Raw genomic sequence first — 13,424 nt, forward strand, 5'->3', positions numbered from 1 at the left:
ATCCGGCGGCAGGTCTACCCCTCAGGAAAGATTGCCGAGTTGGATTCTCCATGCCCGCCTTTAACCCTCTGCACATGTCAGCTGTTTGCGCGTCCCGCGCAGCTTGTGCTGTAGCGGGCATTTTCCTTCTGCTGTTGCAGCTGCTTGGCCCGGCGCTGGCGAGTCCCGGGGAAAGCATGTGGGTGGAGATCTGCTCGGAGGCAGGGGCGGTCTGGGTTCAGGTGGACCTTGAAGAGGACACCACGGATCCAACCGCGCCCTGTCCGAATTGCGCCGACTGCGCCCTGTGCGCCGTCACCTCAGCGGCCCCGGTGCCGGAAATGCCTGTATTCTACCGGGAAGGTCTAATTCACGCCGCACATTGCGAAAACCGCGATCTGCTCAGCGTCACCAGTGTAAAACGACTGTGGCCCGAAACCCGCGGCCCCCCCCGCGTGACCCAAGAAACAACTGAACGCGCCCCGCGCGCGTCCATGGCGTCTACCCAAATTATCGGAGGTGCGCCGTGGTCGTAAGTCGCGCAATCCATTTCCTGCTGGCCCTTTCCCTGTCCTGCCTGATGGCGATCAGCGCCCATGCCGACAGCCTCGCCAGCTTCCTGCCCGACATTGAGCCCGCCGACCTGGCCCCCGGTGCCGATGCTTTTGGCCCGGTTCGCGACGACGTGCCCGTTGCCCCAGTTCTGAAGGGCGGAGAGACAGTTGCCTGGGCTTTCCTGACTTCTGATTTCGTGGGCACCACCGGTTATTCGGGCAAACCCATCCACGTGGTTGCTGCCATCGACGACGATGCGGTTCTGACCGGCGTTAAGCTGGTCAAACACTCGGAACCCATCGTTCTGATCGGCATTCCCAATTCCCGTATGGTCGAATTGACCGAAGGTTACACTGGGCTTGACCTGAAAGTCGAAGTGGAGACCGGTGGCGAGGGGCATGACCTCGACATCATCTCGGGCGCGACAGTGACGATCATGGTGATCGACGACAGCCTCGTTCGTGGTGGGATCAAGGTATCCCGCGCACTGGGTCTGGGAGGCCTGTCTCCGTTGCTGGCCGATGGTCCCAAACGCGAAATCGATATGGCGAAGAACTCCGCTTACGACTGGGCAACCTTGTCTGGCGACGGCTCGGTCCGGCGTCTGACGCTGGACGTCGGTCAGGTCAATGCCGCTTTTGAGGCCACGGGCGATCAGCGTGCCATCAAGCGCCCCGAGCCGGGTGAACCGGACGACACATTCATCGACATGCATTTGGCACTGGTTTCTGTCCCGTCAATCGGCAAGTCGCTGTTGGGTGAGGCCGAATATCAGAATCTGGTCGAGTGGCTGGATGAAGGGGAACAGGCTATTCTGGTGCTGGGCCGCGGCGCCTACAGCTTCAAAGGTTCGGGTTACGTCCGCGGCGGTATCTTTGACCGGATACAACTGATCCAGGGCGACAATTCAGTACGGTTCTTTGACAAGCAACAAGAGCGTCTTGGCAAAGTCGCAGCCTCCGACGCGCCAAGCTTCACCGAACTGGATATCTTCAAGATCCCTGCCGAGGCCGAGTTCAATCCGGCTGAACCGTTCCGCCTGCAACTGCTGGTGCAACGCGCTATAGGTGCGGTTGAGAAGACATTCCTGACCTTTGATCTTGGTTACAAACTGCCCGAGCGGTATCTGCTGCCCGTCGCTGCCTCCGCGGTCGTCGATGATGCCACCGGCGAAGCCGCCGCCAAAGCCGCTTTGTGGCAGCGCATCTGGAAGGATCGCACCGTTGAAATTGGCGTTCTCGGCATCATGCTTCTGGTGCTGACGGCCACCTTCTTCTTCCAATTCCACGCCACCATGAACGCGCGGGTCTTCTACTGGTTCCGCATCGGTTACCTGACAATGACCCTGTTCTTCATCGGCTGGTATGCCAACGCGCAGCTAAGCGTGGTGAACCTGATGGCTCTGGCAGGCAGTCTACGCACCGGGTTCTCATGGGATGCGTTCCTGCTGGATCCGCTGGTCTTTATCCAATGGTTCGCCGTGGCCGCCGCCCTGCTGTTCTGGGGCCGAGGTGCCTATTGCGGCTGGCTGTGCCCGTTCGGTGCATTGCAGGAGCTGACCAACAAGATCGCGCGGGCCTGCCGCGTTCCGCAGTGGACCCTGCCCTGGGGTCTGAATGAACGGCTTTGGCCTGCAAAATACATGATCTTCCTTGTGCTCTTCGGCATCAGCTTCGTGTCCATCCCGCTGGCCGAAAAATATGCCGAGATCGAACCGTTCAAGACCGCAATCATCCTGAAGTTCATGCGCGACTGGCCGTTTGTAGTCTTTGCGCTGCTCCTGCTGGGTGTCGGGCTGTTCATCGAACGGTTCTACTGCCGTTATCTCTGCCCGCTGGGCGGAGCGCTGGCGATCCCCGCCCGTATCCGCATGTTCGACTGGCTGCGCCGCTACAAGGAATGCGGCACACCCTGTCAGACCTGCGCCAACGAATGCCCCGTTCAGGCCATCCACCCCACGGGTGAGATCAATCCGAACGAGTGTGTCACCTGCCTGCATTGTCAGGTGCTCTACCAGTCCGAGACGAAATGTCCCGTCGTCATCCGCCAGCTAAAACGGCGGGCCAAGACAGGGTCGGTCGACCTCAAGACCCCGCTCGGACAACCACCGGCGAACCATCCGAACGCCAAACCGCAATCCGTTTCCTAAAAAAGGAGGAACGATCATGTCGGACAATGAAAGCAAACTGAACATCACACGCCGCGGGATGCTGGGTGCAACCGCAACCGGCGCTGTGCTGGCCGGGACCGGTCTGGGCTCAACCCTGATGACCGCGAAGCAAGCCAGCGCTGCCGCCAATGCTAACCTGGAGCCCGGTGAACTGGACGAATACTACGGTTTCTGGTCTTCAGGTCAGACAGGTGAACTGCGCATTCTGGGCTTCCCGTCCATGCGCGAACTGATGCGGGTTCCGGTGTTCAACCGCTGCTCGGCCACCGGCTGGGGTCAAACCAACGAGTCGTTGAAGATCATGACCGATGGCCTGCTACCGGAAACCAAGGAATTCCTCGCCAAGCGCGGCCTGAAAACCTATGACAACGGTGACCTTCACCACCCGCATATGTCGTTCACCGACGGCACCTATGATGGCCGCTACCTGTTCATGAACGACAAGGCCAACACCCGCGTCGCCCGCGTGCGCTGCGACGTGATGAAATGCGACAAAATCACCGAGATCCCGAACGCCAAGGCGATCCACGGTCTGCGCCCGCAGAAATTCCCGCGCACCGGCTATGTATTTGCCAACGGTGAGGATGAAACGCCGCTGGTTAATGACGGCACAGTGCTGGATGATCCATCGCAATACGTGAACATCTTCACCGCACTGGACGGCGACACCATGGAAGTGGCATGGCAGGTGATCGTGTCGGGCAACCTCGACAACACCGACTGCGACTATCAGGGCAAGTACGCCTACTCGACCTCGTACAACTCGGAAATGGGTATGAACCTGGCCGAGATGACCGAGAACGAGCTGGACCACGTCGTTGTCTTCAACCTCGCGGAAATCGAAGCGGGTATCGAAGCCGGTGACTACCAAGAGCTGAAAGGCGTCAAGGTTCTGGACGGGCGCAAGGGTCAGAACAAGAAGTACACCCGCTATATCCCGATCCCGAACTCGCCGCACGGCATCAACACCGCACCTGACGGCAAGCATGTCTGCATCAACGGCAAGCTGTCGCCGACAGTCTCGATCATGGACGTCACCAAACTGGACGCCCTGTTCGAAAGCGACGCTGACCCGCGGTCGTGCATCGTCGGCGAACCGCAGCTGGGTCTCGGCCCGCTTCACACCGCTTATGACGGTCAGGGCAACGCGTTCACCACGCTGTTCCTCGACAGCCAGATCGTGAAGTGGAACATCGAAAAGGCAATCGAGGCATACGGCGGCGCCGATGTGGACCCGATCATCTCGAAGGTCGACGTGCACTATCAGCCGGGCCACAACTCGACCTCCATGGGTGAAACCAAGGATGCCGACGGCAAGTGGCTGATTTCGATGAATAAGTTCTCGAAAGACCGCTTCCTGAACGTGGGTCCGCTGAAGCCCGAAAACGAGCAGCTGATCGACATCTCGTCCGACGAGATGAAAGTGGTTCACGACGGCCCGACCTTTGCCGAACCGCATGACTCGATCATCGTTCGCAGCGACATCGTCAACCCGGTCAACGTCTGGGATCGCGCCGATGTCACATGGGAAGACGCCCGCAAGCAGGCCGAAGCCGATGGCATCGATCTGGAAGAAGGTGCCGAGGAACCCATCCGGGACGGCAACAAGGTGCGGGTCTACATGACCTCGCAGGCCCCGACCTTCAGCCTTGAGAAGTTCACCGTTAAACAAGGTGACGAGGTGACGGTCTACATCACCAATCTGGATGACGTGGACGACGTGACCCACGGCTTCTGCCTGGGCAACTACGGCATCGCGATGGAAGTCGCACCATTGGCAACCGCCTCGGTCACCTTCACCGCCGACCGTCCGGGCGTGCACTGGTTCTATTGCCAGTGGTTCTGCCACGCGCTGCACATGGAAATGCGCGGTCGGATGCTGGTCGAACCGGCTGGAGCATAAGGCGATGCGCTGGTCCCTGCTCATTCCGCTCCTGCTCGGCTCGCCCCTTTGGGCGGCGGACTGGGACGTGCCCAACCGGGCGGGGGCCATCAATGAAATACTGGCGCAGGCGGCGGATGGGGACACCCTCCGCCTGAGCCCCGGTGTTTACACCGAAACACTGGTTCTGGACCGGCCTGTAATTATCGACGGGCTGGGACAGGCCACCATAGACGGGAAAGGAAACGGCAGCGTCATCACTGTGACCGGGCCGGGTGTCACCGTGCGCGGGCTGACGGTGATCGGCTCTGGCTCAAGCCATGACGGGATCGACAGCGGTATCCAGCTGACCAAAACGGCCAAAGCACCCGTGGTTGAGGATAACGTGCTGCTGGGCAATCTCTACGGCGTCGACATTCACGGGGCCAAGGACAGCATCGTGCGTGGCAACCGGATCGAAGGCCGTTTGGACCAGCGAATGAACGACCGTGGCAATGGCGTCTATGTCTGGAACGCGCCGGGCGCGCGGGTGGAAGACAACGACATCCGCTATGGCCGCGACGGGATCTTTGTGAACTCGTCCAAGAAAAACACCTTCACAGGCAACCTGTTCCGCGATCTGCGGTTTGCGGTGCACTACATGTACGCCGACGACTCGATCGTCAGCGACAATGTCTCAATCGGTAACGATCTGGGTTATGCCGTGATGTTCACCACCAATGTGAAGGTCGTAGATAACGTCTCGGTTGGTGACCGCGAACATGGCGTGATGCTGAACTACGCCAACAAAAGTCAGATCACCGGCAACGTGGTGATAGGTGCCAAGGAAAAATGCACCTTCCTCTATAACTCCAACAAGAATGAATTCACCGATAACTGGTTCCAGGGATGCGGCATCGGCATCCATTTTACCGCTGGCAGCGAGCGCAACCGCATCGTCGGCAATTCTTTTATTGGGAACCGGACACAGGTGAAATACGTCTCGACCAAGTGGGTCGAGTGGTCCGAAGACGGGCGCGGCAATTACTGGTCCGATTTCGCCGCCTATGATGTGGATGGCGACGGTATCGCCGACGCCCCCTATCGCCCCAATGACAGTATGGACCATGTGCTGTGGACCCAACCCTCAGCCAAATTACTCCTCGGCTCCCCTGCCGTGCAGCTGGTGCGCTGGTCGCAATCCGCCTTCCCGGCCCTTCTGCCGGGCGGCGTGATCGACAGCAACCCGCTTATGCAAGCCCCTGAACCCCCAGCTATGAAAAAGGTGCCTCATGACGGATAAGGCCCTAAGTATTACCCAAGTCAGCAAGGACCGAGGGAAAACCCGCGTTCTTGACGATATCACCCTTTCCCTTGCCCCAGGTCAGCGCGTTGCACTGCTGGGCCATAACGGCGCGGGCAAGTCGACCCTGATCAAATCCATCCTCGGCTTGACGCCGATCCATGGCGGAGCCATTCGGATCGGCGATACCACTCCCGGCACCGCGCAAGCACGGCGGGATACGGCCTATCTGCCCGAGGCTGTGTCGTTCCACCCAGCCTTGACCGGACGCGAGCAGTTGACCCTTTTCGCAAAGCTGTCCGGGGCAATTGCCGATGTGCCCGGCTTGCTGGATCGAGTTGGCCTCAGCGATGCACTGGATCGCCGGATTGGAACTTACTCCAAAGGGATGCGGCAACGTCTTGGTCTGGCGCAAGTGCTGCTAGGCCAGCCGAAAGTGGCACTGCTAGACGAACCAACCTCAGGCCTGGACCCGATCTCTCGGCAGGATCTTTATGCCATCATTGACGAACTGGCAGCGCAGGGCACCGCCGTCCTGATCGCGTCGCACGCTCTGACCGAGGTCGAGGCCCGCACTGACCGCATCGCTATCATGCGGAAGGGCCGGATGGTTGCGGATGACACGCTGAACAACCTTTCGGCGCTGGCCGGGCTGCCGATCCGCCTGCGCGTACGCGCCAGCGTCAACGCAGATGCACTGGCCGCCGAATTGGGTGGCAACCGGATCAATGGTGCGTCCGTGGAACTGCTCTGTTCCCCTGATGACAAGATGGAGGCCCTGCGCCGTATCGCCGGGTTGGGCGACGCAGTAGCGGATGTCGAAATGACCCCGCCCAGGCTGGAAGACCTCTATCGACACTACGCACAGGAGGAGATGCAATGACCCGCTTCCTCGCCATCACTCGCACCGAGATGCTGATCCTGCGTCGCAACCGCTGGCTGCTGGTCGCAACGCTGATCATGGTATTGTTCGCTTTGGCTCTGACTTTTGCGGGCAGCGCCCCCACCGGCACACTGGGCGTCGATATGCTGACTGTTTCGGTGGCCTCGATGACCACACTGTCGGTTTACCTGGCACCCTTGCTGGCGCTGATGATTTCCTTCGACGCCATCGCTGGTGACGTGGACCGGGGCAGCCTGTCGCTGCTGCTGTCCTACCCGGCAGGGCGCGGAGAAATCCTGCTAGGCAAGTTCACCGCCCACTTGGCCGCCCTGGCCTTTGCTATGACCGTTGGTTTCGGCACCGCAGGCGCGGTGGCCGCATTTTTTGGCGGCGCGGGACCGGAAAGCCTGATGGCGCTGGCTCGCCTCATTCTCACATCCATCCTGCTGGGCGCTGTGTTTCTGGCGCTGGGTTACCTGCTGTCTGCCCTGGCAAGGGGCGCCACGGCGGCAGCAGGTCTGTCGGCCGGGCTCTGGCTGGTTTTTGTCGTCCTTTATGATCTGGGCTTGTTGGGAGCCGTCGTCATGGACAAGGGCGGCACCTTCACCCAATCCGTCTTTCCGTGGGTGATGGTTGCCAACCCGGCCGACGCATTCCGTCTGTGGAACATCGCCGCAACCGAAGGTGTCGCCATGGCCTCGGGCATGACTGGAGCTGCGCAAGCTCTGCCCGTATGGGCCGCGCCGGCCTCGCTGCTGATCTGGCCGGTGCTGGGTTTTATCCTAGCCCGTGCCGCCTTCCGGAGGGTCGAGCCATGAAACGCTTTTGCCTGATCGCCCTGGTAGCCCTGACTGCTTGTAAAGAAGAGATGGCCGTGGCCCCTGACCCGGTTGATTTGACACCGGACGCGCTCAGCTATTTTTGTCAGATGAACATTGCCGAGCATGGCGGGCCAAAGGGGCAAATTCATCTGGAAGGGTATCCCGTGCCGCTGTTCTTTGCTCAAGTGCGCGACATGGTGGCCTATCTGAAAAGCCCCGAGAGGGATGCCAAAATCACTGCTGTTTATGTCAGTGACATGGGGGTTGCCACGAACTGGCGGCAGCCGGGCATTTCCAACTGGATCGCGGCTGATGACGCAACCTTTGTGGTCGGCTCCAACGTTGCAGGCGGCATGGGCGCACCCGAGGTTGTACCCTTTGCCGATCCCACCGCTGCCGATGTTTTCATCACCCAATATGGCGGCGCGCAGATGCCGCTGCCCGACATTCCAGCTGCCGAGGTTCTCGGCCCCGTCGATCTGGACCTGAAACTGGAGACCCCCTCATGACCCCCCTCTCCCGCCGTCGGTTCCTGACCATGTCCGCCGCCTGCGCCGCCTTTCCAGCCAGCGCGAAACCCGCCCCAGCGGCCCATTGGCGCGGGGTTGCACTAGGGGCCGAAGCCAGCCTGCGGCTGGAAGGGCTGACCGATGCCCAGGCGGCGCCGATCATTGCCGCCGTCGAGGCCGAGTTGAACCGTTTGGAAAACATCTTCAGCCTGTACCGCCCTCAATCCGAACTCAGCCGACTGAACCGCGACGGCCAACTGTCGGACCCCGCACCTGAATTGCTAAACGTTCTCAGCCTGTGCACGGCGTTGCACGAGGCTACGAACGGCGCGTTCGACCCCACCGTTCAACCACTCTGGTCCGCACTCGCAACTGATGCGCGCCCTGAAAAGACCGACGCGGCACGGCGTTCTGTCGGGTGGGCTCGCGTGAACGTTCAGACGGACATGATCCGCCTGCCGCAACCGGGCGTTTCAGCACTGACTCTGAACGGCATCGCACAGGGCGCCATCACCGACCGTATCAGTGCGCTACTGACTGCGCATGACCTGCGGGGCGTGCTGGTGAATATGGGAGAAATAGCGGCCCGGGGGCAACGCGGAGACGGACAAGCTTGGCAGGTCGGGCTGGCTGGACCCGGAGGCAATGTTCGCAAATCCATCGAACTGCGGGACCGTGCGGTCGCAACTTCGAACGCGCGCAGTTTCATGCTGACAGGTGATCAGGGGCATATTCTGAACCCTGCGAGTGGTATGCGCCCAGCGGGCATCGTCTCAGTCTCGGCGCCCAGCGCGGCCATTGCCGACGGGTTGTCGACTGCTTTGTGCGCCCTGCCGAAGACAGGATTTGACACAGTACTCAGGTCTTTCCCTGACGTGCGGCTGGAAATGCACATCTGGTCATAAGGCTCAGGGTTGCGTGCCAGAAACCGCGCAACCAAAGCCTCTCAGTACACCAAAGCCGAAACATAGACTTGCCCAAAGACTAATTTGGTAAGCCGAGTTTCACGCCGTATCTACGAAAAAAGGTAGGTGGCGGAGACGAAGGGATTCGAACCCTCGAGACGGTTTCCCGCCTACTCCCTTAGCAGGGGAGCGCCTTCGACCACTCGGCCACGTCTCCGCCGACGGGTATATCCTTGCAAACGCTGGAAATACAAGGCCAATTCTGATCAGATTGGCAGTTTTCTGAGAAATCCCGGAACTACTTGAAATCTCACCAAATAGCACTGCTTAAACCGATTCCGGACCATGTCCGGTCAACCGATTTCAGCTGGGTGTAATGGGAACAGGTTGCAGATTCGCAAAACACATTGGGGCTGTACGCACCCGTGCGCAGCATCGGGTGTCGAACATGCCCCGATACCTAGCTATGCACCGTCAGTTTTTCAAAAGGTCAATGACCAGCCCTCCCTGAGCTGTGTCCCAAAAGCCTTCGCGGCCAAGAACCCAATATCCGAAATTCGATCGTGCGTGATGGGTCGACATGGGAACCAGACTTTGTCCGTCGATCAGGTCCTGGATGATCCCCGTCCACCCAAGCGCTACCCCGGCTCCGGTCAGGGCAAGATGCAGCGCCATTCCGTGATCATTGACCACGACGCGGTTGTCCGAAAGGCGCCAATCGTCTTGAGAGCGATCCAGCCACGCCTCCCAACTCAGCCAGCGCCTTTCCGGATCTTCCTGTTCGATCAGCGGAATGCTGGACACGTCAATGCTGCCATCTGGCTGCCGGTAGCGTTCGATCAGGCTGGGGGAGGCAACAGGACAAACGGCTTCATCAATCAGCTTTCGGGCCTCGAATCCCGGCCAGTGGCCTTGACCAAAGAGAATCCAGCAATCTGCTGGCTCCACAAACAGGTCCGCGTCCTTGACCAGGGTGATTACCTTTACCTGAACATCCAACCGCTCGGACAGTTCCGGCAGGCGCGAAGACAACCAGTAAGCTCCGATTCCCGGATAAGTCGCGATTGCGAAAACCCCGTCGCCCTCTTTAGCGCGAATCCGGGCCGCCGTCGTTCGTATGTTTCGAAAAGCCCGTGACACGCTGTCATAGAGCTCACTCGCGTCCGGGGTCGGTACCAGACGCCCATGCGATTTCTCGAAGAGAACGGCACCAAGATCCTGCTCAAGCTTCTTGATCTGATAGCTTATCGCCGGTTGTTGCACGTTCAGCGCCTTGGCCGCCAGCGTGAAGCTGCCATGCCAGTAAGCCTCTTCGAAGGCTCTCAGACCCTTGAGTGTCGGAAGGCTGTCAGCCATTGAAAAATTCAATCTCCTGCTCAGAATTTTCCGCGTATTTTAGAAGAAAAAACTCGTTAAAACAGAAAAAACTATTCTAATGCCGGAAACTGGGAGGCCTCACTTGTCCACCGATATTGAAAAAATTTTGAACATGGCGCGCGAACACGCGGCCGCTGAGGTTGCTCCTAACGTTGACGCCTGGAACCAGTCGGGAGTTTGGCCGCGTGCAGTGTCGGACAAGGCTGGGGCTGCGGGTCTTACGGGTCTTTATGCCCCCGAAAAATATGGTGGTCAGGGGCTTTCCCTTGGCGACGGCATCCGGGTTTACGAAGAGCTTGGAATGGCCGATGGCGCCTATGCGTTCGCGTTGTCGATGCACAATATCTGCACCTTCGCCGGGTGCAGCTATGGCACCGAAGCATTCAAGGAGCAGTGGGCGCGTGATCTTACATCCGGCCGGAAACTTGCGAACTTCGCGTTGACGGAACCGCAATCGGGCTCTGACGCCACCAACATGTACAGCCGCGCCGTGATCAACACAGATGGCACATGGACTATCAATGGCGCAAAGGCCTGGGTCAGCCTAGCGGGTGAAGCCGATATCTATTTCACCGTTGTGAAGACGTCCGATCAGCCCGGCCATCAGGATATGGCGATGATCGCCATCCCGGCCGACACTCCGGGCCTGAGCTTTGGGCCGCGTTATGAAACGCCCAGCTACAACTTCCTGCCCCTGTCCGAGATGTACATGAAAGATGTCGTCGTCTCAGAGGACAATATCATCCTGCCAGTCGGACAAGGGCTGCAGGGGTCACTGATGGCAATCGACATCGCTCGTGTGTCCATCGCCTCGGGCTGTTGCGGATTGATGCAGGCCGCGCTGGACACGGCGCTGAGCTATTCCAAGAACCGCAAAATGTTTGGCGGCAAGAACCTGGATCTGGATGGCATCCAATGGATGCTGGGCGATGTTGCGACCGAGCTGGAGGCCTCGCGTTTGTTGTACCGGGCGGCGGCAAACGCGCTTGGAACGCCCGAAGGACCGGTAATGGCGGCCCATGCCAAGCGATTTGTTCCGGATGCGGCCATCAAGGCGGCCAATACATGCACGCAGGTGCTTGGGGGGATGGGGTTGCTCAAACCCTATGGCCTCGACCGCCTGTCCCGGCTCAGCCAGATGCTGCGCATCGTTGACGGTACAACGGAAATCAGCCGGGTCGTTATTGGGCGCAGTCTGATGAAACGGGCAAAAAACCTGCCAGACTTGCCAATCCCCAAAGGCTTCGGAGCAGCCTAAGTCAAGTCACGCTGGTCTGTTTGGGAGGGTTGACCATGCAAAAACACTTTGAAGCGATGGAAAAGACAGCGGCCAACCATGTGCCGCTGTCCCCTCTATCCTTTCTGAACCGGGCGGCGGCGCTGCACGGAAAACGCACGGCGGTTGTTTACGGGGACACGCGGCGCGATTGGGGTGAAGTTGTCCAGCGCTCGCGCGCTGTTGCGCGCGGGTTGGCTGAATTGGGCATCACCAAAGGCGACACGATTTCCGTTCTCTGCCCCAATATACCCGAACTGTTCGAGCTTCATTTCGCCGTACCCTTGTCCGGTGCCGTATTGAACACACTGAACACGCGGCTGGAACCCGAGACGGTTGCCTACATTCTGGATCATGCTGACACTAATCTGGTGATTGTCGACCGTGAGCTGGTGCCACTTTTGTCCAAAGCCTTTGAACTACTCGGTCGTGATATCCCGGTTGTGGAAGTCACCGACCCGAATGCCGCGGGTCAAGACAGTCTTGGCGGGCAGGACTATTGCGAGCTTTTGAACAAAGGCGAATACGCTGGCCCGGCTGTGCCCGAGGATGAATGGGACGCGATTGCGCTGAACTATACCTCGGGCACCTCAGGGCGCCCGAAAGGCGTGGTGTATCACCACCGCGGCGCTTACCTGATGGCACTTGGCACTGTGGCGGCGTGGCAGATGCCCAGCTATCCGGTTTACCTGTCCGTTGTGCCGATGTTCCATTGCAACGGCTGGGGGCACCCTTGGGTGATGGCACTTCAGGGGGGAACCATGGTATTCACCCGCGTGCCGGCCGCAGACAAGATTATGGCGTCGATCCACGAACATGGCGTGACCCATTTGGGCGCGGCCCCAATCGTACTGCAGATGCTGGCCGAATTGGACAACAGCGGAACCGCCCCTTTTTACCCGGCCATCAAAGTGATGACCGCAGGTGCGCCGCCCCCACCTTCGGTTTTGGAGAAAACTACGGCGATGGGTCTGGACGTCATGCAGGTCTACGGCCTAACCGAAACCTATGGCCACATTTCTCAATGCCTGTGGCAGGAAGAGTGGGCCGATGAAAGCCCGGCCGAGCAGGCGCGACTGCAAGCGCAACAAGGCATCGCCTTTCCAATGGTCGAATCTGTTGAGGTCATCGACCGAGACAGCTGGGAAACCGTCCCCCGGGATGGCGAAACGCAGGGTGAGATCACCATTCGCGGCAATACGGTCATGAAGGGTTATTACAAGGACGCTGCTGCCACGACCGAGGCTTTCGACAAGGGGTATTTCTGGTCCGGAGACGCCGCCGTGGTCAACCCGGACAGCTACATGCAGATCCGGGACAGATTGAAGGACGTCATCATCTCGGGCGGTGAAAACATATCCTCGGTTGAGGTCGAGGCCGTTCTGTACCGCCACCCCGCGATCCAGGCGGCCGCAGTTGTGGCCAAACCCGACCCCAAATGGGGCGAGGTGCCCTGTGCCTTTGTCGAATTGCGACCGGGCCACCTAGCAGAGGGCCGCGAAATCATAGCGTTTTGCCGCGAGCATTTGGCCGGGTTCAAGGCACCCAAGTCAGTGGTGTTTACTGACCTGCCCAAGACTTCGACCGGGAAAATCCAGAAATTCCAGCTCAGGGAAAAAATAAAAGCCGCAGAGCCCTGAAAGACCGGCCCTTTTCATCCCTTGGACAGCCTGTGCCGCGCCCTGATGACCATCCTTTGGGGCCGACACTTTGCAGCAAGATGCGAACCCACCAAGAAACCGCGAAAGGCTTCTGGATGGGGAGCACCCCTTTTGCTAACGTCGC

The 13,424-nt window shown here is 59.5% G+C and carries 11 protein-coding genes and 1 tRNA gene; 10 read left to right on the forward strand and 2 right to left on the reverse strand.

The genetic code is table 11. From position 1 onward, the window contains the following. Positions 1-50: 50 nt before the first annotated feature. Genes ACR1XY_RS14575 through ACR1XY_RS14610 form a run of 8 tightly spaced genes read left to right on the forward strand, consistent with a single transcriptional unit; the run spans position 51 to position 8,986 of the window. Positions 51-515: a DUF2946 family protein gene (locus ACR1XY_RS14575; RefSeq protein WP_480594340.1), complete on the forward strand. Its 465-nt coding sequence runs from the start codon at positions 51-53 to the stop codon at positions 513-515. A gap of 44 nt (positions 516-559) precedes the next feature. Next, positions 560-2,683: a 4Fe-4S binding protein gene (locus tag ACR1XY_RS14580; RefSeq protein ID WP_480594384.1), complete on the forward strand. Its 2,124-nt coding sequence runs from the start codon at positions 560-562 to the stop codon at positions 2,681-2,683. 16 nt (positions 2,684-2,699) lie between these two features. Then, the gene (nosZ, locus tag ACR1XY_RS14585) at positions 2,700-4,607 is read left to right on the forward strand and encodes a TAT-dependent nitrous-oxide reductase (protein WP_480594341.1); all 1,908 of its coding nucleotides are present in this window, start codon (positions 2,700-2,702) and stop codon (positions 4,605-4,607) included. Positions 4,608-4,611: 4 nt separating this feature from the next. Continuing rightward, positions 4,612-5,868, forward strand: a complete 1,257-nt coding sequence (locus ACR1XY_RS14590) for a nitrous oxide reductase family maturation protein NosD (RefSeq protein ID WP_480594342.1) — start codon at positions 4,612-4,614, stop codon at positions 5,866-5,868. Further along, a complete protein-coding gene (locus ACR1XY_RS14595; protein WP_480594343.1) occupies positions 5,858-6,751 on the forward strand; it encodes an ABC transporter ATP-binding protein in 894 nt (297 codons plus the stop codon). Before ACR1XY_RS14590 ends, ACR1XY_RS14595 begins: the two co-directional genes overlap by 11 nt. Next, complete coding sequence (locus ACR1XY_RS14600; protein WP_480594344.1) at positions 6,748-7,569, forward strand: ABC transporter permease; 822 nt, start codon at positions 6,748-6,750, stop codon at positions 7,567-7,569. Before ACR1XY_RS14595 ends, ACR1XY_RS14600 begins: the two co-directional genes overlap by 4 nt. Continuing rightward, positions 7,566-8,081, forward strand: coding sequence for a nitrous oxide reductase accessory protein NosL (locus ACR1XY_RS14605; RefSeq protein WP_480594345.1), 516 nt, complete (start codon positions 7,566-7,568; stop codon positions 8,079-8,081). The genes ACR1XY_RS14600 and ACR1XY_RS14605 overlap by 4 nt, the downstream gene beginning before the upstream one ends. Continuing rightward, the gene (locus ACR1XY_RS14610) at positions 8,078-8,986 is read left to right on the forward strand and encodes an FAD:protein FMN transferase (protein WP_480594346.1); all 909 of its coding nucleotides are present in this window, start codon (positions 8,078-8,080) and stop codon (positions 8,984-8,986) included. The genes ACR1XY_RS14605 and ACR1XY_RS14610 overlap by 4 nt, the downstream gene beginning before the upstream one ends. Before the next feature lie 127 nt (positions 8,987-9,113). Here the strand turns inward: ACR1XY_RS14610 and ACR1XY_RS14615 are convergent. Together ACR1XY_RS14615 and ACR1XY_RS14620 are read right to left on the reverse strand one after the other, a co-directional pair. Then, positions 9,114-9,203, reverse strand: a tRNA-Ser gene (locus tag ACR1XY_RS14615). Between the two features lie 257 nt (positions 9,204-9,460). Then, positions 9,461-10,342: a LysR family transcriptional regulator gene (locus ACR1XY_RS14620; RefSeq protein ID WP_480594347.1), complete on the reverse strand. Its 882-nt coding sequence runs from the start codon at positions 10,340-10,342 to the stop codon at positions 9,461-9,463. Positions 10,343-10,445: 103 nt separating this feature from the next. Between ACR1XY_RS14620 and ACR1XY_RS14625 the strand changes: the two genes are divergently transcribed. Together ACR1XY_RS14625 and ACR1XY_RS14630 are read left to right on the forward strand one after the other, a co-directional pair. After that, positions 10,446-11,621, forward strand: coding sequence for an acyl-CoA dehydrogenase family protein (locus ACR1XY_RS14625; protein WP_480594348.1), 1,176 nt, complete (start codon positions 10,446-10,448; stop codon positions 11,619-11,621). Positions 11,622-11,656: 35 nt separating this feature from the next. Beyond that, positions 11,657-13,279, forward strand: coding sequence for an AMP-binding protein (locus tag ACR1XY_RS14630; protein WP_480594349.1), 1,623 nt, complete (start codon positions 11,657-11,659; stop codon positions 13,277-13,279). Positions 13,280-13,424 lie beyond the last annotated feature (145 nt).

Source organism: Ruegeria sp. AD11(2025), from assembly GCF_056542405.1.